24 protein-coding genes are annotated in these 24880 nt (G+C 53.1%); 3 read left to right on the top strand and 21 right to left on the bottom strand.

Features of this window, described 5'->3' with window-relative positions:
- Positions 1-84: 84 nt before the first annotated feature.
- Complete coding sequence (locus tag G461_RS0101465) at positions 85-420, top strand: zinc ribbon domain-containing protein YjdM (RefSeq protein ID WP_026970478.1); 336 nt, start codon at positions 85-87, stop codon at positions 418-420.
- A gap of 26 nt (positions 421-446) precedes the next feature.
- Here G461_RS0101465 and G461_RS0101470 read toward each other — a convergent pair whose 3' ends face one another.
- From G461_RS0101470 to G461_RS0101545, 16 genes are all read right to left on the bottom strand, one after another.
- Positions 447-932 carry a P-loop nucleotide/nucleoside kinase family protein gene (locus G461_RS0101470; protein ID WP_026970479.1) on the bottom strand — a complete coding sequence of 162 codons (486 nt, stop codon included), beginning with the start codon at positions 930-932 and terminating at the stop codon, positions 447-449.
- 281 nt (positions 933-1213) lie between these two features.
- Positions 1214-3574: a glycoside hydrolase family 3 N-terminal domain-containing protein gene (locus tag G461_RS0101475; protein WP_211236232.1), complete on the bottom strand. Its 2361-nt coding sequence runs from the start codon at positions 3572-3574 to the stop codon at positions 1214-1216.
- A gap of 346 nt (positions 3575-3920) precedes the next feature.
- A complete protein-coding gene (locus G461_RS26320) occupies positions 3921-4325 on the bottom strand; it encodes a hypothetical protein (protein WP_051333278.1) in 405 nt (134 codons plus the stop codon).
- A gap of 236 nt (positions 4326-4561) precedes the next feature.
- Positions 4562-5314 (bottom strand): carbon-nitrogen hydrolase family protein, encoded by a 753-nt coding sequence (locus tag G461_RS0101485; RefSeq protein ID WP_026970482.1) that lies wholly within the window; start codon positions 5312-5314, stop codon positions 4562-4564.
- A 133-nt stretch (positions 5315-5447) separates the two neighbouring features.
- Positions 5448-5987: a cysteine hydrolase family protein gene (locus tag G461_RS0101490; RefSeq protein WP_026970483.1), complete on the bottom strand. Its 540-nt coding sequence runs from the start codon at positions 5985-5987 to the stop codon at positions 5448-5450.
- A 62-nt stretch (positions 5988-6049) separates the two neighbouring features.
- Positions 6050-6403, bottom strand: coding sequence for a tRNA-binding protein (locus G461_RS0101495; RefSeq protein ID WP_026970484.1), 354 nt, complete (start codon positions 6401-6403; stop codon positions 6050-6052).
- 41 nt (positions 6404-6444) lie between these two features.
- Positions 6445-6618, bottom strand: a complete 174-nt coding sequence (locus G461_RS26580; RefSeq protein WP_425393780.1) for a DUF7661 family protein — start codon at positions 6616-6618, stop codon at positions 6445-6447.
- 22 nt (positions 6619-6640) lie between these two features.
- Positions 6641-7132: a GNAT family N-acetyltransferase gene (locus tag G461_RS0101505; protein WP_026970486.1), complete on the bottom strand. Its 492-nt coding sequence runs from the start codon at positions 7130-7132 to the stop codon at positions 6641-6643.
- Between the two features lie 26 nt (positions 7133-7158).
- On the bottom strand, positions 7159-7596 hold the full coding sequence (locus G461_RS0101510; protein WP_026970487.1) for a GNAT family N-acetyltransferase: 438 nt from the start codon (positions 7594-7596) through the stop codon (positions 7159-7161).
- 21 nt (positions 7597-7617) lie between these two features.
- Complete coding sequence (locus G461_RS0101515) at positions 7618-8112, bottom strand: GNAT family N-acetyltransferase (RefSeq protein ID WP_026970488.1); 495 nt, start codon at positions 8110-8112, stop codon at positions 7618-7620.
- A 67-nt stretch (positions 8113-8179) separates the two neighbouring features.
- Positions 8180-8926, bottom strand: a complete 747-nt coding sequence (locus G461_RS0101520; RefSeq protein WP_026970489.1) for a metallophosphoesterase family protein — start codon at positions 8924-8926, stop codon at positions 8180-8182.
- Between the two features lie 226 nt (positions 8927-9152).
- A complete protein-coding gene (locus G461_RS0101525) occupies positions 9153-11621 on the bottom strand; it encodes a carbohydrate-binding protein (protein ID WP_026970490.1) in 2469 nt (822 codons plus the stop codon).
- A 480-nt stretch (positions 11622-12101) separates the two neighbouring features.
- Positions 12102-12710: an HAD family hydrolase gene (locus tag G461_RS0101530; protein WP_026970491.1), complete on the bottom strand. Its 609-nt coding sequence runs from the start codon at positions 12708-12710 to the stop codon at positions 12102-12104.
- Positions 12711-12778: 68 nt separating this feature from the next.
- Positions 12779-13384 carry a class I SAM-dependent methyltransferase gene (locus G461_RS0101535; RefSeq protein ID WP_026970492.1) on the bottom strand — a complete coding sequence of 202 codons (606 nt, stop codon included), beginning with the start codon at positions 13382-13384 and terminating at the stop codon, positions 12779-12781.
- 198 nt (positions 13385-13582) lie between these two features.
- Positions 13583-15586, bottom strand: coding sequence for a 5'-nucleotidase C-terminal domain-containing protein (locus tag G461_RS0101540; RefSeq protein ID WP_026970493.1), 2004 nt, complete (start codon positions 15584-15586; stop codon positions 13583-13585).
- Between the two features lie 220 nt (positions 15587-15806).
- Positions 15807-16286: an NUDIX domain-containing protein gene (locus tag G461_RS0101545; protein WP_026970494.1), complete on the bottom strand. Its 480-nt coding sequence runs from the start codon at positions 16284-16286 to the stop codon at positions 15807-15809.
- Between the two features lie 191 nt (positions 16287-16477).
- Here G461_RS0101545 and G461_RS0101550 point away from each other — a divergent pair, with 191 nt between their 5' ends.
- The gene (locus G461_RS0101550; RefSeq protein WP_026970495.1) at positions 16478-17686 is read left to right on the top strand and encodes a CE1 family esterase; all 1209 of its coding nucleotides are present in this window, start codon (positions 16478-16480) and stop codon (positions 17684-17686) included.
- A gap of 21 nt (positions 17687-17707) precedes the next feature.
- On the opposite strand, the gene G461_RS0101555 is transcribed toward G461_RS0101550, so the two are convergent.
- Positions 17708-18607, bottom strand: a complete 900-nt coding sequence (locus tag G461_RS0101555; protein ID WP_026970496.1) for a LysR family transcriptional regulator — start codon at positions 18605-18607, stop codon at positions 17708-17710.
- A gap of 123 nt (positions 18608-18730) precedes the next feature.
- On the opposite strand from G461_RS0101555, the gene lldD reads away from it, so the two are divergent.
- On the top strand, positions 18731-19870 hold the full coding sequence (gene lldD, locus G461_RS0101560) for an FMN-dependent L-lactate dehydrogenase LldD (RefSeq protein ID WP_026970497.1): 1140 nt from the start codon (positions 18731-18733) through the stop codon (positions 19868-19870).
- 33 nt (positions 19871-19903) lie between these two features.
- On the opposite strand, the gene G461_RS0101565 is transcribed toward lldD, so the two are convergent.
- The 4 genes from G461_RS0101565 to G461_RS22950 form a co-directional block, all read right to left on the bottom strand.
- The gene (locus G461_RS0101565) at positions 19904-20515 is read right to left on the bottom strand and encodes a sugar O-acetyltransferase (protein ID WP_026970498.1); all 612 of its coding nucleotides are present in this window, start codon (positions 20513-20515) and stop codon (positions 19904-19906) included.
- Between the two features lie 153 nt (positions 20516-20668).
- A complete protein-coding gene (locus G461_RS0101570; protein WP_026970499.1) occupies positions 20669-21049 on the bottom strand; it encodes a hypothetical protein in 381 nt (126 codons plus the stop codon).
- Positions 21050-21165: 116 nt separating this feature from the next.
- Complete coding sequence (locus G461_RS0101575; protein WP_026970500.1) at positions 21166-21519, bottom strand: hypothetical protein; 354 nt, start codon at positions 21517-21519, stop codon at positions 21166-21168.
- A 546-nt stretch (positions 21520-22065) separates the two neighbouring features.
- Positions 22066-24426, bottom strand: coding sequence for a TIM-barrel domain-containing protein (locus G461_RS22950; RefSeq protein ID WP_169727217.1), 2361 nt, complete (start codon positions 24424-24426; stop codon positions 22066-22068).
- Positions 24427-24880: the final 454 nt, after the last annotated feature.

The raw sequence follows: 24880 nt of genomic DNA on the forward strand, positions 1-24880 counted from the left end.
CAACCGGCGAGTGTTAAAACGGCTCGCCAAAGTCTCCAGCAGCCCTTACCATACACCACAAATTACCCGCGAGAGTTACCTGTTATGTCACTACCTCCTTGCCCTAGCTGCCAATCTGAGTACGTCTACGAAGACCAAACTCAGCTTATCTGCCCCGAGTGTGGCTATGAGTGGAACCCGGCCGAAGTCGCCGAGGAAGAAGCTGTTAACGTGAAAGATGCCAACGGCACTCTTTTGGCGGAAGGCGATCGCGTCACCTTAGCCAAAGACCTCAAGGTAAAAGGCAGCTCGCTGGTATTGAAGATTGGCACCAAGGCGCTGATTCGCCGTATCAAAGACGGCAAAGACCACCAGCTCGACTGCAAAGTCGACGGCGCCGGAGAGATGATGGTGACCGCGGCGTTTGTAAAGAAGGCCTAGTTAGGCCTTCTCGTTAAGCCAAGCACTCAAGCGCTAGGCTTGATTACCTGCATCGCTGCCAGCTCCTCCTCTGAGGGCAGCTCAAACTTAGACCAGAACAGCTCTAACATCTGCTCATCCATCTGAAAGGCTTGCTCGCCCGCCGTGGCATTGCGCGCCTGCGCGCGCTCAAAACAGAGTGCTTTGGGCGTAGCTATATACACTAGCTGGTAGTCCAGCTGGTGCTGCTCCGCCCAAGCTTTGGCCTCGGCGCGTTCTGCCTTGCTCCAGTAGCCAGAGTCGAAGATCACCGAGGTGCCCAGTTCCAACAACTGCAGGGCTGAGCGCTCGAACAGCCTCTTGAAGGTATTAAGCCGCTGGTCGAACAGCTCGCGGGGCATATGCTCGCCAAACATCGGGATCATCCACTCGTCGGGGGAGAAGATAAACGCCTGTTGCTGCTTGGCCAATCGCTTGGCGTAGGTGCTTTTGCCGGAGCCGATAAAGCCGCAAAGAAAGTAGATAGAAGCCATAGAATTCCCATAAAAATCACAAGTAACCGGTGATATCGCATGCACAACCGACAACGCGCAGCCATTAGCGGCCGAAGTTGCCCATTGGTAACAGCAATATCTGTTTAATTAACTAAGGCGGGAACACTACTTCATTGCGCTAAAGACTCCGTTACGATGGGTAGCACCATACTACCCAGATCATGCTTAAGTTGGCAATAAGCCAGGTTTATCAATGGCCTGGCTTATTGGACCCTATAAACAATTCAGTGCCTTCTGATAACACACTAACGATGGGTCACTTAAAGCCCTTGAACATCCACCTCACAGAGCATACGCCACTCCTTGGGCAGCACTCGGGTATCGCCCACCACTCTCACTTGCTGTGAAAACAAGATATCGCTGGAGGATTTTCCTAGCATCACCGTAAAATCACCCGGTTCGACAATGCGCTGGTGCTGCTGGTTGGTGAAGTTGAGCATATCCACTGGAAGCCGGAAGCTTACTCGCTTTGACTCACCCGCTGCCAGCTCGACCTTGGCAAAGCCTTTAAGCTCACGTACCGGGCGCACCAGCGAGGCGTAGTTGTCACGCACGTACAACTGTGCGACTTCGGCGCCGTTATGCTCACCACTATTACGGATGGTCACCGACAGTTTGATGGTATCACTGTGGCCAAGTTCACTCGCTTGCAACTGGAAGTCGCTGTAATCGAACTGGGTGTAGCTCATGCCATAGCCAAAGTGATAGTTGGAGCCAAAGTGATAGGCGATGGGCGTTCCCCCGCTTTTCAGCTTGTGGTTGTAGTAATACGGCACCGCGCCCACATTTTTCGGTATCGACACACTCAATCGGCCACTGGGATTAACCTGACCAACCAATGCATCAGCCATCGCCCGAGCACCTTCCTGGCCGGGTGCCCAACCATAGAGGATGGCAGCTGCTTCTTGCTCAGCGCGGCCAAGGTTGTAAGGCCGGCCACCAGTAACGATCACTACCACCGGTTTGCCAGAATCCAACGCTGTATCAATCAGTTGCTGCTGAACGCCGGGTAAGTTGAGCGAGTCAGCATCGGAGCCTTCACCCACCGTACCGGTTTGGAACAGCCCTGCCAGATCGCCAACACAGACTATCGCTACATCGGACTCATCGACAGCGGCGCGCGCCTCATCAATACCCCGGGTATCAAAGCTAATTGGCGAGCTGAAAGCATGCTGCTCAAGGGTATCAACATCGCCGGGGAACACCGGGGCATTAGCATGTCGCTCGGTTAAGATCTCGCAACCTTTGCTATAGCGCACCGAGCTAAAACGCTGCTCAATGGCTTCGCGTAAGGTGGTTACGACACGGGTTTCATCGTCGAGACTGGAAAGTATTAAGTGAACCGGAAAGCTATAGCCACACAGCAAAGCCAGTTGGTCGTCGGCGGTAGCGCCAAGCAGTGCCACCTTGGCGTGCGGGTTTAAAGGTAGAGTCCCATCATTTTTAAGTAGCACCAGCGATTCGCTGGCGGCCTGATAGGCCAGTTGCTTAGAGCACGTTTGATCCAATGCCTGCTCGGGCACCTCGCAGTAGGGCCGCTCGAACAGACCCAACTCGAACTTGTGTCGTAAGATCCGCCCCACAATCTCATCCAACTTATCTTGTGAGAAAGAACCGCGCTCGATGGCGCTTTGAAGCTCTGCTGAGCAGCGATTATCTGGCAACTCGACATCCAGACCGGCATTAAATGACAATGCCGCCGCCTCAGCAAAATCACTGGCAACCCCATGGTCGGTATGCAGCAGTTTCACCGCATCATAATCTGCCACCACTAAGCCTTCGAAGCCCCATTGATTGCGCAAAACCTCGGTCAACAAGTAGGGAGAGGCGTGACAAGGTTCGCCGTCGATATCGTGATAGGCCGGCATAACCGAGCCTGCCTTGGCCAGTTTTACAGCCATTTCAAAAGGCAGCATAAAGGTGTCATTCAGTTCTTTAAAACCCAAATGCACGGGGGCGTGATTGCGCGCCCCTTCGCTAAACGAGTGGCCAACATAGTGTTTGAGGGTAGCGAGTAGGCGACCATCACTGCCCTGCAACCCTTTCACATAGTTGGTTGCCATAACGCCGGCATGATAAGGGTCTTCACCCAAGGTTTCTTCAGTGCGCCCCCAGCGCACGTCTCTGGACACATCCAGTACCGGGGCTAGGCCTTGGTGAGCGCCCACGGCCCGAACCTGCCGACCAATATCACTAGCTATTTGCTCAATCAACGAAGGATTCCAGGTGTGGCCGTAATTTAGCGACGACGGGTACAGAGTTGCATCCTTGGACATCAAGCCCACCAAGCACTCTTCGTGAGAGATAGCCGGGATCCCTAAGCGCGTCTCTTCCACCAGATATTTTTGCAAAGCGTTGAGTGCGCGAACGCCCTGAGCGGGCGAGGTGACATGGGTGCCGAGTGGCCGGGTAATCTGCCCTATTCCGTGCTCCAAGCGCTGTTTGAGTGGCTTGAGCGATTGCAGTATCTGTTCGCCCAAGTCTCGATCGCGATGCTCGCCGTGCTCATCCAGAATCAGCCATTGCGAGCCCAGTTGAGCCAGCTTTTCCTCAATGGTCATGCGTTCAAGCAGGTCATTAACACGTAGTTCGGTTGGTGCGTTTTCATCTTTGTACAGCATAATGTATCCGCATTTGGCGTGGGTAATTCGGCTACTATGCGCGATAGATTACAGAGATTTTGAGCAGCAGGTCTCGATTAACCAAGTTATTAATTCGGCAGGTGAATTTTGTTTACCTTGTCACTACGTAGCGTTTTTAGCATTTACAAACCCAGCCCGTTTTTGTAGACACCAGAAGCAGAGCTGTTGATTAAGCTGCCTGACATTTGGCAATACACCGCTATACGCTCCTTGTTTACAAACGTAAAAGCGGCAAACCCTGCTCCAGCCTAAGGTTTGCCGCATATTTTATGTTTGCAAGAAACTATCGATGCAGATGCCCGCGCTTAGTCACGGTATGAAGCCACTACTGCACAGGACTTAAGCCTTTCTCCCGGTTGTCTATTGCATCATCCAGATCAAAGCCGCTGTCACGCCAATTTAGCGCTTCTGCAGCAGAGAACTTGTTTCCTCCCCACTCTTTCGCCTCGCCCAGACTGAACTTAGCATCAAACCAAGCCTTAGCATCTTCGGGAGAGAAACCGGCGCCAGACCACGCTATAATGTCTTTTTGCTGATCGAAGCCCTGTTCCATCCAGGCCTGAACTTGTGGGTAAGTTAGCCCTCTATCGACATAGGCGCCCACTTGCTCAACGGTAACGCCAAGATCTTTCCAGCCAGCGATCTCAGACTCCGACATATCTTCCCAGGTTGGAGAAGAAGAGCATGCAACAACAACGGAGAGTAAACACAACGCAATAATCTTTTTCATAGTGACCTTCCTATCCTCTTTGCTCATATGACTAAACTGCAAAAGTGACTAGGCTCAACGGCTACCCAGTTTCAAATTAATTTAAATCTGATATATCGGGTAAGGCTCGGCCCCGACAACCTGATAACAAGACGCTGTTTAATTAACTTGTTTATCTATATTAATTTAGGATAGAAAATCTCGATAGGTTAAGTAGTTATCAATTTAGTTCACTGCCCCACTAGCTAGCTAAACACTTAAGGGTTTAGTTTGACAGCTGATACCTCGCTATCGCGGATATAACACATCGCAATACCGGGCGTGACTGAGTTCGTACCGAACTCCAGCTCGCCACCACGCTGCCAGATGGAGTTATTCCCGCACACCGACCAACCACCGGTCACAGAGATATGGTTGCTAAGCAGCACATGAAGCTTATGCGATGCCGCAATATTGGAGAGAATCTCCGCATCCTTGGCAAAGCCAGCCTCTGAGATTAAGGCACTGACCAAGTAGATATCGGCGCCTGCAGCGGCTGCGCGCTTAGCATGCTCAGGCGCAGTAAAGTCAGCACATATGGCCAATGCGAGCGTGTAACCATTGAGGGTAAACAGGTAGTCTTGAGCGCCTGCAGAGCAATAGCGCTCTTCGCCATCATGCAGATATTGCTTGTCGTAAAACTCCACCCGACCATCTGGATGACAGATCACCGCGCCAATGGTCGGCTTATCCGCACCATCAACGATAAGCGGATAACCGGCGATAACGCCAACATTGAATGCAACGGCCGCCTCACTAAGCGCGCTGAAATGACGATGGTCTTTATCTAAAGCGAGTGTATCGAGCAGCTCCAGCTCATAGCCAGTTAGTGACAGCTCAGGGAACACCACCAGATCGGCGCCATGGATGGCGGACACTTCGATTGCTTGCAGGTGCTGGCGTAGGTTTGCTGCGACGTTGCCTTTTAACAGCGGGATTTGCGGCAAGCTGATATTGAGGGTTGGGTTCAAGCTATTTCCTAAAGATCATTGTTGCAATAAACGGGGTTAGCGAAGGTCTTTAGCCCCCAGCAGTACGGCAGCGAAAAGGCACGTTCCAGACAGTTTTCCCAAGTGTTTTGAATGCCTGGCAGCCTTCGCTCACTTAACGCTTAGCCCAAAGACTCTCCACGTCCACCGCTTCGATTTTCACCCCAAAGCTGGTGATATTTGGCAGCGTTGCGTTGTGGTGGGCGCGGATCTGTGCACCCGTCGCATGTATTTTGTCGTGGGTAGTATGCGCATCGGCCACTAGCGTTACCGGATAACCCAAGCCCGCTGCTCTGCGCACAGTGGTATCAACACAGAACTCTGAGGCATAGCCGCATACTATCAGGCTATCAACCTGCAACTCATCTAAAAGACTTCGCAGGTTGGTATTGAGAAACGAGTCGGGGGTGGTTTTACGCACACAGAGATCGCTTGAATGCGTGAGCAAGTCAGATTGAAGCGCCCAACCCGCACTGCCGTACTCAATCACCGAGTTAGCCGCTTCATGTTGAACAAAGATAACGGGGACGGACCGGCTGCGCGCAGACTGGGTAACACGGTTGATATTGCCTAGCGTTATTTGAGACTCGAAAGGTTGTGGTTCGGGGTCGAACAGAATTGATTGGACATCGATAACGAGTACTGCAGGTTTCATTGTTTATCCTCGTAGTCTTAAGCGGGAAGTACTGTAGATTCAGATTTCCAAAAGCAATATCGTCAACCAGCCCTTGCCCCGTTTGGCACCTCTTTCTCGGGGCAAGCTAAACAGGGAGTAAGCTTATCTTCATAGCCGATATCAAACAGCATCCCCTGCGATACTTCGCCAGCCATTTTTCTTTCTGGCAGATTCACCACAAACAAGGCTTGTCTGCCTTCAATCTCTTTGGGGTTGTCGCGTTCTTGCTTTATCCCGGCCAAGATTGAACGGGTATGATCGCCAAAATCGACGGTAAGCTTCATCAGTTTGTCGGACTTGGCCACTTCACTGACCTCAACAATCAAACCCACTCTGATATCGATTTTCGCGAAATCATCAAAGGTGATCTCCTCTTTGACAGGCGCATGTTGCATATCGTTTTCCTTGAGCAGTCTTTGCTGGCAGAGCGAATTCATCACTCTATCTGAAAAACCGACTGATTACGCTTATTAGTAAAATCGTGATTAATATCATCAAGATACTGGGCTAACTTGTCTTCGGTGATACTGGCAGATATCACCACATCACGAACTTTAGTTCGCAGGCCACCATCGGATTCGTTGTAGAGAACCCAAGCCTCATCCGGCACTCCAAAGTCTGCGTTTATCGAATCAAACAATCAGCCGCGCCATACTCAGCACGTCAGCAAAGCGGCCATTTTTAAAGGCATAGTTTTTGTGCTCGCCCTCGACCTCAAAGCCAAGCTTGGTATACAGGGCAATCGCCGCTTGGTTATCGCTGTAACACTCCACTTCGATCCGTTGAATGTTCAGCCAGTTGTCGCACATATCGATGGCTGCCGATAACAACGCTGAGCCAACCCCTTGCTTTAGGGCCGAGGAACAGACCGCCATACCAAAGGTGGCAACATGTTTGCGGCGCGCCCTGCGCGAGGTTTCCAAAGTGAGCTGTCCAACTAACTTACCTTCCCGCTCAGCCACTAAGTTGTAGTGCTCTGGCGGGCTTGCCTCGAAGCGTTTGTGCCAATTTTCATCCGACGGATAAGGCAGTTGCAGCGTGGCTTCATAGGCGTGAGCTTGTGCGTAGATCGCTTTAATGGCACTCACATCACTGTACTGTGCGCGTCTAATCGTTAACTCCATACTTGCTCCTAATAACCATTCAATACCTAAAGATGTTTCTCCAGCAGCAACAGTCGCTGACCACGATACGCTTGCTCATCAAACTGGCGATAACCCAGTTTGTGGTAAACATGTCGTCCGCGCTCGTTGGAGGCATACACATCAAGCCAAATACGCGAACAACCCAAAGCTTGCTGGCAGTACTCTTCCATTGCCAACATCGCCTGCTGACCTATGCCCAGCCCTCGTTGTGATACAACCAAGCGGCGCAACTCCACTGACGAGCCATGCTCCTCAACGAGCAGCATGTACCCAGCCAACTCATCGCTATGAACGATTGCCAAGTAGGTAATATCTGGGTTGCGCATTCCCGCCAAGTGCTGCTCAGCGGTATACAGAGTGATAAATGCCGCAACCTCAGGCATTGCTTCCATAGCTACGATACTATCAAGTAGCTCCGCACCTGCTTGAGCTAATCTCACCATTTTTTCACCTTCCACCTCTGCTCAGGCACTTAACTCCAACTGCCAGTACCCCACCGTGATCTTCTTGCCGAACTTCATGCCGATATTGCTAAACTCGCCCACCTTCTTAAAACCTAGCGACTCATGCAGGCCAATGCTAGAGGGGTTTGGCAGGGCGATGGAGCCCACCGCGTTGCTGATTCCCAATGCTTTAAGCTGCTCGAACAAGGCGGAGTAGAGGCGCCGCCCAGCACCTTTGCCAGTAGCGCTATGGTCGAGATAAATCGAGGGCTCAACGGTGTAACGATAGGCCGAGCGGGCCTTCCACTGCCCCGCGTAGGCATAGCCGATCACCTTGCCATCGAGCTCGGCCACCAGCCAGGGCAGCGCGATATCGAGCACCGCCTGCACCCGTTCACGCATTTGCTCGGCGCTCACCGAGTGCTCCTCAAACGAGATAGCGGTGGTGTGAATGTAGTGATTGTAGATGTCGGCAATCTGCTGCATATCGCTAGCAGCAACGTCCCTGATAACCATAAAAACTCCTTTACGTACAACAGCTAACGCAGCAAAGGCGCTAGCAACCAATAAGCACTAGGGTGCACTAGTCGGCTCGCCCAGTATTGAGATAGGCCACCCAGTCTTCTCGCTGGCGCTTTGCGGCGGCCGCGGCAGCTTGCTGATAGTCATAGGCAACGCGCAGCTGCTCGACCTGCCAGCCATGGGCCGCTTGGGTGACAATCGCAAACTGGGCATGGGGGCTATAGCTTTGCATCACATGCGGCCATGGCTCGTCATCACTGTAGGCCTGCAAGCCTACGCTGCCGGGATTCACGATAAGTTGTCCGGGGCCGATGCTCACCACCCTTGGTGTGTGCGAGTGACCACAAAGAACTAATCCGGCTTGTTCGCCTGCGAGCAAATCAACAATCTCTTGTTGGCCACGCAGTTGCGCCTGCCCGGAGCGGGTGTCTTCGAGCAAATAGGTTAAGTCATCGCTGGGGGTGCCATGGCATAGCAATACGTTGCCGTCGAGGCGCTGAGTCGCAGGAAGCTGACGCATCCAGTCCAAGGCCGCTGCGGGTAGATCGTCGATAACAAAGGCCATCGTCGGGTGTTGGGGCTCGCCGCTATCCACCGCGTCGACAATCTGGCTATCTTGATTGCCGTTGATGCTCACAACAGCGTGCTGCATTAAACACTCGTAGGTCGCCTTTGGGGCAATCGGGCCGTAGAAGGTGTCACCGAGATTCACAATCAGATCAACACCACGTCGGGCCACTTCAGCCAGCACGGCTTCAAGCGCAAACACATTACTGTGAATATCTGATAATACGGCAATACGAACCATCTCACGTCACTCCCTCGGCCCTTTTCACGTCACAATATCAGTAATGCATGTCTTTATCTATCAGTTAGTTAAGAGCACTCCCGTGATTTACATCACTTCATTAGAACGCGCTAACAACAGCGTTTTTAAGAGTCGATAATCTGGCTGAGCGCCCAGCAAAAAAGGTACCCGAAGGTACCTTATCTACAGTGTGCGTATGTCCGCTCCTATTTAGTCGCCTATTCGCCTAGTCGCCGAGGCGGATAAACTCCAACTTGTCGGTGTTGAACTGGAACTCTTCGCTACCCACGCCTTTTAGGCGGATAACGTTGTCGCCAGCATGCAGCTGCAAGGTGGTACTCGCGACTTGAGGGTAGAAATGATCCCAGTCTTGATAGGGGCTACTGATCTCAGTGGTGCCACTGACTACCATCTGGCCTTGCTCGTTGCTCGAAGACAGCTCCGCAACGATACCCACCGTATGTTGAGTACCAATATGGTAAATCACTTGGTATTCGCCGGGCTCATCGAGGTCAATCACGAAGTCCAGATAGTCACCGGTAGTAAACCAGTTAACCGCCGTAACGCCGTTTACTTGGTACACATTTACGCGGGCACCATGGGCACTGAAGTAATCTTCAGCTTCCAGCACAAAGTCACCGGATACCGGTACACCTTGGTTAGGCAGCTCGCCGCCATTGCAGTCCTCGCCATCTGGGCACTCGATATTACAATCATCACCCTCTGGGCAATCGGTACCACCATCACCACCGCCGTTATCGATATCGCCGTCCACCACTTGGGTGAAGTGCACCCGCGCACCGTTCCACTGCCAGCCCGCGCTGCCCGCACTCATCACTCGCACGGTATGTTTGCCGGGGTCAACCTGGAAAGCACCGTTTAGATTGGTGCGCTTGTTCACATCCCAGTTGCCCGACGCGGCAATGCTATCGCTAATCACCAGCTCTCCGTCGATGTAGATGGCAACCCCAATCCCTGATTCGATAGGAGTACCCGCCGAGAGGCCCACTAGGTAGGTGCCACCGGTACCAAAGTCCACATCATAGAAGTCGCCATAATCGCCCACGGTATTGTGAGTGATCACGCCATTGCCACGGCCCCAACCATAGACATTATCACCTTCTACCGCCTCTCCCACTTTGCCAGTCGCGCCATAGTTGACTAACTCCAGATCAAAGCGCTGACCGATCTGCAGAACATCGGCCACCACCGAGATGGTCTTGTCAGGCTGCTGCTCATGGTAGCCGCTGAACGTTACGCTACCGGCACCATTCACGGTCACCACGCCGGAGCGATTCACCTCGGCGATACTCGGGTCGCTCGAGGACCAGTTGATCTGCTTATCGGTGACGTTCGCAGGGGTAAACACCGGCGCGAGCACATAGCCCTCATCGCTATGGATTTGGATCTCGCTTTGCTTAGCGGCTAAATCGACCAGTGGAATTTCCTGAACACTGCCATTGTATGGGTTGCCCCATTTATCGCGATAGGCCTCGCTGCCGCCATAGATGGCTGCAACCCGGTTTTCGCCAACCTTGCCATTGAGGCCATCACCGGTTTTGATTGGTGGATCCATAAAGTAGCGGCCACGCCAGTTTTGCTCGGTGGCTGGGTTGGTCCACACTCGCACATACTCAATCTCATGGCTGAAATCGAGCTCGTTGTCGCTGGGCATCCCAAACCAGTCGGGCATCACCTCAGTGTCGAGCAGCAAGTACAGAGGCGTGTGGAAGTAACGGTTCTCCATGGAGCGGATAGGCTGGCCGTCGAAGTACCAGATAATTTGGTCCGGCCCCCAGTACAGACCATACACATGGAACTCGTCGGCAAAGTCGATATCCGCTAGCCAGTGCCCACCGTTTTGCATGGCGGGGTACTCTTCGCCCTGCTCGTTGGTGTAGGTCATCTCCTCATCTTGGTAGGTGAACACCCAGGTATTCATGTTGTAGTACGGCGCCCAGTCTGCGCGGCGGCCAGACTGCTCATAGACATCGATTTCCAACTTGTTTTTGGCATGACCCGGCCGGTCGAACTGCGCCAGATACTCTTTGTCTTCAAGGGTCTCGGCGTACAGCCAAAAGCCACTGGAGCCAATCCCCACCTTCGATTTCACTTCGAAGTAGCCGTAGCGCATCGGATTCACGTTTTGCACGCTGGCCGAGGTCCACCCGTAGTACCACTCATTCCAAAAGCCATGGGGCGTATAAGACTCATCATTGGCAATCTTAAGCTGCAGCTTGCCGCCTTCCTGAGCCACATTCTTAGGGGCGAACACAGCAGGTGCCCGCCCACCCCAGATGTGGTTATTAGGCAGCCATTTTCCATCTTCTCTGCCCATCAGGTTGTACTCATCGAGCTCGGGGCTGTCGAACTCGTCGCTGAGCGCCTCCACCAGTGTCCAATTGCCAATGTTGTCGAGATCGGAAAGCGGCAACCCTTCGTGCTCGGGCTTGGTGCGTTGAATCGCGTTAGCAGGATCCCACACCGAGTTCCCCTCTCCGGGGACCTGTTCGGGATCGGGATAAGGCTCGCTAACCGCCTGGCCATCGATGTCGTAGTAGTCATCGGGATAGTGGTGATAGGAACCTTCCCAGGGAGGATAAATCGCTTGTGCCTGCTGGCAAACCAGCAAGAGGCTTATCGAGCCAATACTACTCAGTGCTCCAAACGGCTTGCGCTTGTTGAGGTTTAACACGTGTTTCTCCTTAAACATGGTTATTCGGCTCAACTGAATGAGGGACACCAAGCCAAGTCATCTTCCGGCAACATAGACAACCAAACCAACCCAAACATTAACCAATGAGCCATTTTGGTTAACTTTTGATCACAAGCTAGTTTTGAATAACAACATTATCAATACTATTTTGACTCAATTGTTAATAAATGTTGCACGGTGCACATTTCTGAAGAAACACCTAAACCATTGCTTTAGTTGGCATAGTCAAGCTAAAACGGCCGCTATATCGATGAAAAATGTGTACTTTTTTAGGATTAAGGTTGGTAAACCACTTTGCTAACTTCGATGATAAAAACGCAAAGTCGTCACGCGGAAGAAAGGCGTAACAAGAAAAGGCAGAACAAGGAAAGTCACAACCAAGGAAGGCCTGCACGGCGAGCCAGTTACAACTGGTCTCCGCGCAGAGAACCTCGCCTAGATGCTAATAAAAGAGGGACACTACTGTTGCTGAAGCTGCTCACGCAGAAAAGACAGGGTCGAGCTGTTATCGGTATGCTGGTGCGCGATCATCCCCATCGCCTGAGCCGTTTTAACGTTGGCTGCGGAATCATCAATAAGCAGCGCCCGTTGCGGCTCGCTGCAGGCAATCGATAGCGCAACCTCAAAAAAGCGCGGAGCGGGCTTGGTGATGCCAATGGTCGACGAGTTCACCACATGTTGCAAGTCGTTGAGTAGCTCCGCCGCGCGCAGATCCTCACTAAGTTGAGTGGTGGCGTTGGTGACCAAAACTCGCTGGGCATTAGGGGCAATAGCCTTGATACCCTCCAGCAGGTTATGGTTAATCTCGAAGCTGGCTTGTTTCCAGGCCGCGATTAGGCGCTCGGCCACCTCGCAGTCGTAACGTTCGGTAAGCACCTGCTGAACGGCTTGCTGCCACTCGCGGTGACTCAGCCTGCCGGTCACCGCTTGAGCGACGAGCTCGGCCTCAAATGCGACGTCAAACAAGCAGCCTTGTGCTAACCCCAGTTGTTGTTCTGCCTCGGCGATTTCGGTGCCGCTCCAATAGCGCAGTACGCCGTCAAAATCGATGAAGATGGTATCTATCACGGTTGTTTCCTTAACATTGCTGCCAAAGTTCTACAGCAATACAGAGTCATTTCTATTAAATCAGAGGGTTAGTTCTGCGGCTTCTGCACAATCAAGTAGCTATGTAGCTCAGGGTGTTGGTCAAACTCCAGATGACGGCATTCGCAGCCTAGCTCAATCAGTAGACTTACAAACCCGTTCACCCCAAGTGTGGAGTAACAGACCTGCGGCCCCATAAAGTCGTCGCAGTGCTCGCTCGGTGCATCGGTGCCGCCGAAAGAGAAGATCAGCACCCCGCCGGGCAACAGGCCCTTCACCAGCTTGCTGATCACCGGCCGTTGCTGGTCCAGTGGGATATGCCAGATGCTGTCCCACGCCGTAATCAACGAGTACTGCTGGGGCAGTGTCCATTGGCAGATATCTTGGTGATGGAAGCAAACATCGGGGTGGCGCTGCTTGGCCAGTGCCAGCATCTTGTCGGAGACATCAACACCTTCAGGGGAGAAACCGGCGCTAGCCAGCAAGTCGATAAAGCGGCCGGTGCAGCCGCAGCCCACATCGAGTGCCGCTGCGGGGGTATCGACAAAGGCGATGGCGCGCTTGTGGGCTGCGATGCCGTTGTCGCGGTTAAACTCCTCGCGCATCCATAGCTCGGTGATCTGATTGTAGGCCTGGCCAATCTCAGCGGGCTTCATAAAACGTCCTTTCCTTAATCTAAGCGCCTTTTTATCACAGTTATTTGGCGGTATCGCGTGAATACCACTTTTCGTTAGGCCAATACTGCATTCCGTTTATGGTTAGGAGCCTAGTGCGTTACTTAATGTGTTGATGCATGGGCAGAAACAAAAAGGCCACGGCATAAACCGTGGCCTTAGCTATTAACAGAGAACCGCTTAGTCGGTTACCGTATCAGTACGTACTGACAGGTTCTGAATGCGCTCATCGCTCGCCGCTTCCGTTTCAGCCACTGCAAAGGCCGACGCGCTATCTGGGTAAAGCGCCATCAGATACTCCGCCAAGGCGTCTTGCTCGCTACCGGCATCAGCAAAATCGCTCATGCCCGGGTCGTTTGCGCCCATGGAGGTCTCAAGTTCCACGAAGTTCTCCAGTGGGAAGGCCCAAGGGAAGCCGTCACCGCCGGTGCCGTCGTCTTGCTCGGAGGCCAGGAAGCCCAGGCTCACCATACGGAATACGCGATTCGGGTCGCCCATCACAGCGCCGTCTTGTACCACCACGTCTTTGTTGCCGTCGGCATCGAGTACCACCACGTTTTGTACGCGGGTGCCGACCGTGGTCACGGTGGTGCCATCGGCAACACGGGCATCGCCATCAGGGTCGAAGCTAAACTGCATACCGGCGACCTGCGGGAAGCGGCCGCCCTGCTCTGGGTAGCTCGATACGCCATGCTCAAGCAGCTCGTAAAGCTCTGCAGCAGTCACATCAAAGATCACCAAGGCGTTGTTAAAGCGCAGGGTACCTTCGATATCAAACTGCGAGATATCGCCTTGGCCTTTACCAGTGGTGTCGTTGGCAGCATTTGGGAAGAACTGCAGATCGTCTTCGTTGGTTGAGCCCGGAGGATAGACAAAGTAGCCGATATCATCGCGGATACCACCGCCGTTTTTCAGCGAGATCTGCACGGTGTTGTCGTACTCTTGGGCATACCACAGGTTTGCGTCGGCAGTCAGGTTACCCATGTTAGTTTCCTGGGTGCGTACCTGCGAGCGGCGTCCATCCAAGTACACCGAGCTGTTGCCCAAGATATTGCCGTCGCGAGCGATCAGTACATCGTTTAACGCGTCGGTAATCTCGGTAACCGCAGCAATGGCGGTTCCGCCCACCGAGGTCAGCACCTCAGACGTTGCCGCAAACACGCCACTTACGTCCTCATCAACCGTGCTAGGCAGGATGCGACCTTCTTCATCGAAGCCAACAACCAAGCGGCCAACATATTTGTAATCGCCATCGACGTTCACCACCAACACCGGGTCGCCGCTAACGCCGTTGTATTGCAGTGGGTAATCGCCTGCTGCTGTGTCGCCGGTCATCAGGGTATCGTTGGAATCGGCCAACAGGGTGTTTGAGCCACCCGCGACGATGATATCAACGCCGTTTAGCAGCGGTGCCAGGCCTTGTTCAACCGAGAGCTGCTGCATGTGAGCCAGCAGGATGATTTTGTTCACATCCATACCCAGCAGTGCATCCACCGAGGTTTGGATGACTGCTGCTAAGGCCGCCAAATCGGTTGCATTATCTGGGGTGATGGTAATGTCGCCGGTACTGGTGATATTGGCCAGCGTTGGCGTGGTAGCCCCAACAATACCGAAGGTCTCACCGTTCACGTCGATGGTGGTGTACGCCGCCAGTTGGTTGGCCATGCTATCGGCCGGGTCGCCATCGTTACCGATCAGCGCAGCGGTATTGGCATCGGTGGAGAAGTCCAGGTTGGCACTTAGATACGGGAACTGCGCACCCACATAGTTGCCATCGGCATTGATAATGCTGACAAACTCTTCGGTGCCGCCGTCCAGGTCGTGGTTACCCACGGCGCTGGCTTGAACACCCATGGCGTTTAAGAAGGCGATATCGGCGCGACCGGCACCGGCTTCGCCAATAATGGCGGCCAGGCTGTCATCTGAAGACGCCGCGTAACGCGGGCCCGGGATATAGTTATCGCCAGAGCTTAAGGTGAGGGTGTTAGCGTACTCAGCGCGCAATGCCGCCAAAATGCCGGAGAAGGCTTCAACATTGTCCAGCGCACCGGTGGCGCCATCCATGTCAGCCATATGCAGCAGTTGCAGGGTGTAGGCCGCTTCGACTGCATCGTCATCATCGTTGCATCCCACTAAGGCAAAGCTCAGTGGTACGGCCCACACCAGGTGTTTCCAGTTACCCATTGTTTAGTCCTTTAATTTGTAGATAGTACGACCCTGTACTGCTTTCTCAGAGCAGGTGTTCAAGCAACACCAAAACGTCAATAACGCTAAGTCACCGCTGTGAATTTAAGGTGACAAGTTAGTGACATTCCCGAGTCAAATCTAATAAATATCTGAAAGGACTACCATAGTTATTTTTACAATTGGTAAACACGGCCAAGCGCGCGGCGCAACCTTTGCGTTACAGGTGATTTACAGACTCGTTAGCGCCCTGGATAAAACTGCCTAGGTGCAAGTTGTAGGCTTGCCGCTCGGCGCGAGTGACCAAGGTCGACAAATCAGCAGGATAGGTGCGCAGATTATCGAGCTGGCTGATCGGCACCCAACTGACTTGCTGAATAAACTCCTGGTCATTCAGACCGTCAAGGTTGGCAATGTGCGGCTCGCCACGATAATCGCGGATGTGATAGAAAAACTCGGCGTTATAGCGCCCGGCCGTGGTCTCTAAAAACTCCCGCACTGCCAGCAACTCGCCGACTTCCACTTCAAGCCCGGCTTCTTCTAAAAACTCACGGCGCAAGCAAGCCTTGGTGCTGGCATCCCCCTCCTCAAAACCACCACCGGGTGGCAGCCAGTACTCACCGGAGTGGTCTTTTACTTTTAGCAGCAAGATTTGCTGTTGCTGGAGCAGGATCCCTGCTGCACGAATTCGATGTTGCACAGTAACTTCCTATTTGAGTAACGCTGAGCCCGAGTATATACAGACCAAGGAAAACACGCGCCCGCTCTTGTATTTGACAAAAAAGACATCAACGTGCCGCGCTTCTTATAAGCCTTTGACTTAAAACATTTTTGCCATTTATTTTACGTGGTAAACATTTAACCTGATTCAAGATAACAAGGAGTGTTCAAGTGATCAGGCAGGTATTACTCTACTTGCCAGCATTGTTCGTGCTGGCGGGCTGCGGTGGCGAAAATAGCCAGGAAATAGGCTCATCGAACCCTGACGTAACAGGCAGCTATAGGGGCGAGGCTAACCGTACCTGGCAATCGATAGAAGAAGCCGGAGTTGAAGCTAAGATAGTTGAATTCAACGAGACCACCGAGAATGGTAACGAAATCCCCCATACACGACGTTACCTGCGCTATGTCCCAGACACACCAGCGGGCTCGCCGGGTTATCCATTGTTGTTTGTATTACATGGCGCCAATGTTAACCCTGAAATTTCTCGCACCTATGACTCGATGGGAAGCTTTGAGCGCCTTGCTGATCAGCATGGCTTTGTGGTGGTTTACGGTAATGGTGATCAACCAGTGAATGGCGCAAACCAAGATGCCTTTACCGCTCATTCATCGTGGTGGGCAATTCCCAGAGAAAACCGTGATTATTTAAAAGCTATTTGGCAGCAATTAGAGGCTGAGGGTATTCATATAGATAGCAGCAGACGCTACTTGGTTGGGCTGTCAAATGGTGCCGGTATCATCAATCAAATCAGTAGTTCTTACAGTGAGTTTGTCACAACTCACTTCGCGGGTATTGGCCTAGTTGCAGGACCAGCACCTTGGTTCCTTGACGCTACCGCCAGACATTACAGTCAAACCGAAGGGATAGAGTACTCAAATGCCTTGCTCGATGAGCCGTTGCTTTTAAGCTATTGCGAAGACAAGGTCGATACTGAGCTCTCGCCTATGCGAGAGGCCATCAAAAATCTCGATATCATCCACTTCTATTCCGAAAACGACGGCGCGTTTGGCGATACAACGACCTATCGCGAGCAAATGCAACGAGGCATCGCACTCAATAACTGCCTTCGCGGCGCTAAAGGGTATGACGACTCCATAAACGTTACCCAATATGAAGACCAAATAATTGAAGGCGGCAACTGTGAAGGTTTACCAGAGTACACCACCAGCACTTGTGACAGCCGCATTCAGCAAGAGTGGTATCAAGAGCGGCCTGGCGTTGGTCGTCTTAGCGTGATCTCCTCAGACCGCTCAGGTCATGGCTGGCCATATCCTGAGCAATACCATGAGTCCGTCTACCTAGGCTGGCAGGGGCTGCGTAACCAAGATATCGATCTCGCTGAGAAAATCTGGGAGTTCTTTGCCCAAAGCGAGTAGTGAGCCCATTTATATGGCGCATTAGAAGTAGTGCGCCATCGCTAAATAACGCTGCCGGATATGCTCAATCAATCGTTTCAGCTTCTCCGGTAAATAACGGGTATAGGGGTAGATGGCATACACGCCCAATACCTTGGCCACGCCTTCTGGGAATAGCTCTACCAGTGCGCCGCTGCATAAGTCCTGATAGATCAGGCAGCGCGGCAGATAAGCAATGCCATGCCCACCCAGCGCCGCTTTGCGCAGCGCGGTGGCATTGTCTGAGCAGTAGTTACCGTTGATTCTCACCACGTAATTGCCTTCACTGCCAACAAACTCCCAATCTCGCGCCCCCGAGGTGTGGTAGGCATACTGCAAGCAGTTGTGCTCAGTTAAGGCGTGCGGCCGCTGAGGGTGACCGTGTTGGCGCAGGTAGGCCGGGCTGGCGCAGACTACCCAGCGCGAGTCGAGAATGTGCCGGGCGATCAGGCTGGAGTCTTCCAAGTGGCCGGTACGGATCACCAAATCAAAGCCCTCCTCCACCAGATCGACAAAGCGATTGTTGAGCGACATATCGACGCTCAGCCCCGGATAGCGATTGCAGAACTCGGTGACCGCATCGGCCAGCAGCAACTCACCGGAAATAGTGGGCACCGACATCTTGATATGTCCGGTCAGGCTTTCTCCCATACCGGCGACCGCCTGCTGGGCCTCTTGGGTGGCGAGCTTCACATTATTGGCACTTTGTAGCAGCGTGCGCCCGGCTTCGGTCAGCGCCAGTTTGCGAGTGGTGCGATACAACAAGGTTGCGCCCGCCGCCTGCTCCAAGCGGCTAATACGCTTGCTAACCACTGAATTTGTAAGGCTATTTTCTTCAGCCGCCTTGGAAAAGCTGCCCAGCTCAATCACCTGAGAAAACAACAAGAGATCATCTGCACGCATCGTTTTATGCCATTTATGGAAATAGTGTTGTTCATTATTTCTATAACTCAATATGCGCCAAAGATCTAAGTTACTTGTACTTGCCCAGCACTTATAAAAGCTAAAAAGACAAAAGGACCGTCGATGATTATCTCCTCGCCTAACGATTACCGAGCCGCTGCCAAAGCCAAGCTGCCACCATTCTTGTTTCATTACATCGATGGCGGAGCCTACGCCGAGCAAACCCTGGCCAATAACACCGGCGATCTCAATCAAGTCGCACTGCGCCAGCGGGTGCTTAAAGATATGTCAGCGCTAAGCCTGAATACCGAGCTGTTCGGCGAGCAACTGGCTCTACCGGTGGCGCTTGCCCCAGTGGGACTCACCGGCATGTATGCCCGGCGCGGCGAGGTGCAAGCGGCGCAGGCAGCGGCAGAGTGTGGCGTTCCCTTCACCCTATCGACGGTCTCGGTCTGCCCGATTGAGGAGGTCGTTCCGGCGATCAATCGGCCGATGTGGTTCCAGCTCTACGTGCTCAAAGACCGCGGCTTTATGCGCAACGTATTAGAGCGCGCCAAAGCGGCAGGGGTTACCACCTTGGTGTTTACCGTGGATATGCCGGTTCCCGGCGCCCGCTACCGGGATATGCACTCGGGCATGAGTGGGCCGAATGCGGCCATCAAGCGTGTCGCCCAAGCCATGCTGCATCCAAGCTGGGCCTTGGATGTGGGCGTACTGGGTAAGCCCCACGACTTGGGAAATATCTCCCATTACCGGGGAGAGCCAACCAAACTCGAGGACTATATCGGCTGGCTCGGCGCTAACTTCGATCCATCGATTAGCTGGCAGGATCTGGAGTGGATCCGTGAGTTTTGGGATGGTCCAATGGTTATCAAGGGCATCCTCGATAGCGAGGACGCCAAGGATGCGGTGCGCTTCGGCGCCGATGGCATCGTGGTCTCCAACCATGGTGGCCGTCAGCTCGATGGCGTGCTCTCCACAGCAAAGGTATTGCCTGCAATTGCCGACGCGGTCAGTGGCGAGCTGAAGATCCTGGTGGATTCGGGCGTACGCAGCGGCTTGGACGTGGTCAGGATGCTGGCGCTGGGCGCCGACTGTACTTTGATTGGTCGCTCCTTTGTCTATGCGCTGGCCGCGCAAGGCAAGGCGGGCGTGGCAAACTTGCTGGATCTGTATAAAAAAGAGATGCAGGTGGCGATGACGCTATGCGGCGCAAAAACCATTGCTGACCTGAGCCGCGACAGTTTGGTCGCCCCGGAATAAGCACCGAAGCGTGTGCATCACAGCCCAGCTCGGTTATCCAAGGCGCGAGTAATCAATCCGACGGTCTTGGTAGAAGAACTCGCGGTCGCGCTCGTTAATCTCGCGCAGTACCTTGCAGGGGTTGCCCACCGCCACCACATTGGCCGGAACATCCTTGGTGACGATGCTACCCGCACCAATCACGCTGTTCTCGCCGATGCTAATGCCGGGCAACACTACCACGCCAGCACCCAACCACACATTGTTACCGATGTTCACCGGCAGGTTGAACTGGGCTACGCGCTTGCGCAGCGCAGGGTCGACCGGGTGACCAGCAGTAGCGATGGTGACGTTCGGCCCAATCATTACATGATCGCCGATGTAGATATGGGTATCGTCCACCAGCGTCAGGTTGAAGTTGGCGTAGACACTCTTGCCCAAGTGGGTATTAACGCCCCAATTAGCCCGCAATGGCGGCTCGATATAGCAATGCTCCCCCACCTCTGCGAACAGTTTCTGCATCAAGGCTTGGCGTTTATCACCCTCACTCGGGCGAGTCTGGTTGAAATCGTAGAGCACCTCTAAACAACGGGTCTGCTCGGCAAGCAGCGCTTCGTCGTCGCACAGGTATACATCTTGGTTGTGCAAAATCGCTTTCGGGTCCATAGAGTGGCCTGATAGGAGTAAGGTTTGTGATTGGCGCATGGTACAACAACGCGGGGACCTTCACTGTTTACCTAAGCAGCAAGTAAGCTTGAACACTTGGTTTTATGAACAAGCTCACGTAAGTTTGAAAGTCGCCTACTAGTTATACAAGCACTAGTCGCAGGGCTGAGATTGTGGCCCAGATGTTGGTGGCTTGGATGTTGCTGGCCTGAGGTTTTGCTGCAACGCGCGCAGCGATGTTTCTGGAATCAATTCGAGGTAAGGAATCTGCGGCTCGGTTTGGGTGCGATACCCCACTAAGGTATCCCAATCAGATTTAGCCGCACGCAAGAACAACAAGTCTCGGTCGAGCTGGTCGAGATCGGTGATGTACTCGCTAACATGGCTGCAATCGAACACCTGCTGGACTAGCTGGGTTGCCGGGATATCAAACTCGCTTAAGTGGCGATAATCGCCCCAGTTGGGGCACTCGACGGTTATAGCCAGTTCATCACCCGTGACAAAAAATGAAAAAAGTAATAGAAGTGCACACATTCGAGATGCTGCGCGATCTCTACGCTTTGAAACTATCACTTTTCACACTCTCCTAAAGCCATCATCGCCCGCCACCCCGCTAGCCCCAGCAGTGGACAGCTCAACGCGCCTCGTTGCTATTGTCTATTGTATGAGCCCTGACGATGAAAGGGGAACTCGCCTTTAATACAGCGAGTTAGCATCTCTCCTTCCATCCAGTCTTTGCCTTCGCTTGGGTACACGCCTTGGCGCTCATGGATTTTCGCCACATCGTATAACACTCGACCAATGTCCTTCAGAATAACGGACTCTAGTTCAGTGGCACTGGCTCTTCGATTCTGGTCAACGACCGCATAATCTAAATCTCTCCCCTGTCGAAGGTCTTCGTACATGCGACCTGTAGCAAATCTAAGCTTCTGACAGTGGACATCTGCGGCTTGCACATTACTAGACAGACATAAGAAAATGGCCAGCCCTGCTAAGTATTTCATTTTAAACTTTCCTTTGATTCCCGAAAAAGTAAGGAGAGCCGCTCGTCTAAGCGCTTCCCCATCAAGCCACCGTGCTACTCAGACCAAGTCCGGCTCACGGTGCAGCCATTGCTTTTCCAGGCTCGCTTGCAGTCGGCTTTTGCCAGGTTGTCTGCGGTACTGCGTTTTGCTTTGCACACAAGAAACGTAACGCCTCTATCGTTAATGTACTCCACACATACATCCGCCATTGCAGAGCTGGACATTAGCGCAACCAACATAACCAACATCTTTGATTTCATTTCTAACCCTTATCTATCCGAGAAAACAATCGAGTCGCCCACCGACAGAGCGAACATCGAAACAACTGAAACAAGAGAAAACAGCAGTAGCCTGACGTCACAGGCCACTGATTGACTTCGCGGACAGGTTAGGTGAGGAGAGCCAAAGGACCAATAGTACAAATGTCCCATACTCGAAATTGATGATATACCCGAACAAGCATCTTGAGGTTGCTCGGGTATAATTGGCTGCGCCCATAAGGGCGCATCAAACAGCAACTAGCGCTTAGCTGGAGGGAAAATCAATTGAAATGGGCTCTCCGTTGTACTCAATAGTTCGCTCACGACTTACCCCGTCAGCTATCAGCCTCAGTACAAATGTTCTCGTCGAGAGCATGCCCGGAAACTCGCCGTGGCGAATCGAAACATCCAAACGCTGCAATTCCTCAGTCCAAGTGAACGCTATCTCACTAAACGCTCCTTGCTCATAGCGGTAGCTATCGCCTTCATCCTCATAGAGTACGAAGCTACCGTCAGCGCCGGCATAAATCTCAATCTCTAAGGGGTCACAGGGCTTTTCATTGTGATACTGCACGTCTGGGCCACATGGAATGATACTGCCAGCTCTTAGATAAAGAGGGATTTGATCAATCGGGGTAGCAGCCGTGATTCGTTGCCCTCCAGCAAACACTTGCTTGCTCCAGTAATCTATCCAGTCGCAACCAGACGGCAAGATGAGCTCCCGCTTCGCGGCCGCGAGCGCAGTTGGTTCAAATTGCTGTCCCGGATGTGCCCAGCTCAAGCTGACCTTTGATGAGCCTCGCCAGTGCGCATATTCCAGTTCAATCCGATACTCTTGTCCTGCCTCCAGTAGGCTCTCAACCTTGATATTTCTGGCAGCGCTAACCTGCCACTGGTCGATCACACTCTGATCATTGATGCGCATTACTACGCCGTCGTTGGCATGGACCAACCACTGATGTATCCCGCTATGCTCAGGGACTATCGTGGCCTGCCAACGCACAGAGTAACCCGCCAATGGCAGTCCTGCTGGCGGCCCTCCAGCCCAGTTCCCATCTAGCTCGCTAACCCGCTGAGTCGCAACATGTCGACTTAACGCATCGTCACTGAACAGGCTTTGCTGCCACTGAGCTTGAACCAACTCATGCTGCTGAGTCTGCTGATGAAACATGGCTTGAGTAACCGGGCATACCAAAAACTCACGGCCAAACAGGTACTGATCGCTTACATCATGCAGCAGCGGCTGCTCGGGAAAGTCGAAAGCAAGTAGGCGCATGATGCTGCGATGTTGTCGGGTGACCTGCCAGGCCAAAGAGTAGATATAGGGGAGCAGGCGGTAACGCAGTTTATCGAACTTCAACAAGCTGTCGAAGGCCCAGTCACCAGGCTCACCAAACTGGTAAATTTCACGCGGCGTGTTCGCGCCATGGGAGCGAAACAACGGGCAAAAGGTACCGAACTGGAACCAACGAACATAAAGTTCTTTGTAGGCATCATCATCCACACCCTCCGGATAGCTGGCCCCAAACCCCGTGGTAAAGAAACCGCCAATATCGGTTGTCCAGTAGGGTAACCCTGTGGCACATAAGTTCAGCCCGGCTGCAATTTGCTGATGCAGCACCTGCCAACTAGCACTAATGTCTCCTGACCAGCATGCGGCCGCATAGCGCTGCTGACCTAAAAAGCTGGAGCGACTAAGCGTGAACACGCGCTTTTCCTCCCCCAGCGCGCGCTGCTTTTGGTAGACCCCGCCAGTCGTCACCAACGAGTAGGCATTGAGCACGCGTCGCCAGCTACCTGCGGCAGTATCGCGTTGCGCCAAGCAAGCATCGACTCCATCCTGTGGGACTTGCGCGGATACAAACTCAGGCTCGGTGCCATCCATCCAGAAAGCATCGACACCAAGATCCCACAGCCCACATTGCAAGTGTTTCCAGTAGATCTCACGCGCCTCTGCACTGAAGGCATCGTAGATATGGCCTTGGGCCCAGTGCGGCGTCTCGAACAGATGACCAGCGTGCTTGAGCTCGTTAAACACTGCACTTCCTTCACCGACTACCGGCCAGATGGAGATCATCAGCTTATAGTTCAATTCGTGCAGGGTATCGATCATCGCCTGACCGTCACCAAACTGGGCAACGTCAAACTGCATCGCGCTCCAGCCTAGCTCGCCCCAGTACTTCCAGTCCTGGACCAGGTTATCGATAGGGATGTTCAGCTCTCGGTATTTTCGGGCGACAGCCACAATCTCTGCGGCATCGATGTAGCGCTCTCGAGACTGCCAATAGCCATAGGCCCAGCGCCCAAACAACGGAGCATGGCCAGTCAGCTGTTGATACCCGCTATGGATGGCATCAAAATCAGGTCCCCAGAGAACAAAGAAGTCGAGTTCACTGCCTGCATCCGCGGTAAAACTAAACCCGCCTTCGTCACTGTTAAACTCACTACGTGCAGGCGTATTCCAAAGCACCCCGAAGCCAGCAGTAGACAACAACAGTGGCGCCGCGATCCCCTTATTGGACTGACAAATGACTTGGGTTTTCCCCCGCCAGTTTAGTACTCCATCGGGATACTGACCGAGACCGTACAGCGCGCCCGGGGCTGCTTCATCAAACCGCTGACGCACAGTTAAACCATCGGATGTATTGGCTGCAGGAAATAGCTCAGTTCCCGTTAAGGTCAACAAGAGTTGGCTATCAGCATGTATTTGCCATGCGCCTGCCTTATCTAGCCGGCGGACCCTTAGCATATCGCTGCAAAGCGTATCATCGCCGCGTTGGCCAGCATCAAAGTGGGGTAATTGAGGTAGCAATACCAACTCGGGTGTCGCCGCTACAGGATGTGTGGCAAGACAACAGCGCACGCGTAAAATGCGCGCAGAGAGCAGCGTAAACTGCCAGTGATATTCGCCCTGTGGACTTGCTTCAGAGTAAGTTAGCTGGGTCACGGTCAATCATCTTAGGAAGGGATACAACTGGGCGAACTATAGCCCAAGGCTAGCGCTCAGGCCGAGGCCTGGCTAACAGTTTGAAATGCCAACTAGCGAGCAAAGCGTTAACTGATCAAGATACGACCTCCCG

The organism is Aliagarivorans marinus DSM 23064 (assembly GCF_000429485.1).
GTDB classification, from domain to species: Bacteria; Pseudomonadota; Gammaproteobacteria; order Enterobacterales; family Celerinatantimonadaceae; genus Aliagarivorans; species Aliagarivorans marinus.

Excerpts from the sequence above, each read along its gene's own strand:
- G461_RS0101510 (WP_026970487.1), bottom strand. The coding sequence starts at position 7,596 with ATGGTGAGATTAGCTCAAGCAGGTGCGGAGCTACTTGATAGTATCGTA.
- G461_RS0101470 (WP_026970479.1), bottom strand. The coding sequence starts at position 932 with ATGGCTTCTATCTACTTTCTTTGCGGCTTTATCGGCTCCGGCAAAAGC.
- G461_RS0101570 (WP_026970499.1), bottom strand. The coding sequence starts at position 21,049 with ATGTGTGCACTTCTATTACTTTTTTCATTTTTTGTCACGGGTGATGAA.
- G461_RS0101515 (WP_026970488.1), bottom strand. The coding sequence starts at position 8,112 with ATGGTTATCAGGGACGTTGCTGCTAGCGATATGCAGCAGATTGCCGAC.
- G461_RS0101520 (WP_026970489.1), bottom strand. The coding sequence starts at position 8,926 with ATGGTTCGTATTGCCGTATTATCAGATATTCACAGTAATGTGTTTGCG.
- lldD (WP_026970497.1), top strand. The coding sequence starts at position 18,731 with ATGATTATCTCCTCGCCTAACGATTACCGAGCCGCTGCCAAAGCCAAG.
- G461_RS0101465 (WP_026970478.1), top strand. The coding sequence starts at position 85 with ATGTCACTACCTCCTTGCCCTAGCTGCCAATCTGAGTACGTCTACGAA.
- G461_RS0101490 (WP_026970483.1), bottom strand. The coding sequence starts at position 5,987 with ATGAAACCTGCAGTACTCGTTATCGATGTCCAATCAATTCTGTTCGAC.
- G461_RS0101575 (WP_026970500.1), bottom strand. The coding sequence starts at position 21,519 with ATGAAATACTTAGCAGGGCTGGCCATTTTCTTATGTCTGTCTAGTAAT.
- G461_RS0101540 (WP_026970493.1), bottom strand. The coding sequence starts at position 15,586 with ATGGGTAACTGGAAACACCTGGTGTGGGCCGTACCACTGAGCTTTGCC.
- G461_RS0101555 (WP_026970496.1), bottom strand. The coding sequence starts at position 18,607 with ATGCGTGCAGATGATCTCTTGTTGTTTTCTCAGGTGATTGAGCTGGGC.
- G461_RS0101565 (WP_026970498.1), bottom strand. The coding sequence starts at position 20,515 with ATGGACCCGAAAGCGATTTTGCACAACCAAGATGTATACCTGTGCGAC.
- G461_RS0101505 (WP_026970486.1), bottom strand. The coding sequence starts at position 7,132 with ATGGAGTTAACGATTAGACGCGCACAGTACAGTGATGTGAGTGCCATT.
- G461_RS26320 (WP_051333278.1), bottom strand. The coding sequence starts at position 4,325 with ATGAAAAAGATTATTGCGTTGTGTTTACTCTCCGTTGTTGTTGCATGC.
- G461_RS0101495 (WP_026970484.1), bottom strand. The coding sequence starts at position 6,403 with ATGCAACATGCGCCTGTCAAAGAGGAGATCACCTTTGATGATTTCGCG.
- G461_RS0101535 (WP_026970492.1), bottom strand. The coding sequence starts at position 13,384 with ATGAAGCCCGCTGAGATTGGCCAGGCCTACAATCAGATCACCGAGCTA.
- G461_RS0101475 (WP_211236232.1), bottom strand. The coding sequence starts at position 3,574 with ATGCTGTACAAAGATGAAAACGCACCAACCGAACTACGTGTTAATGAC.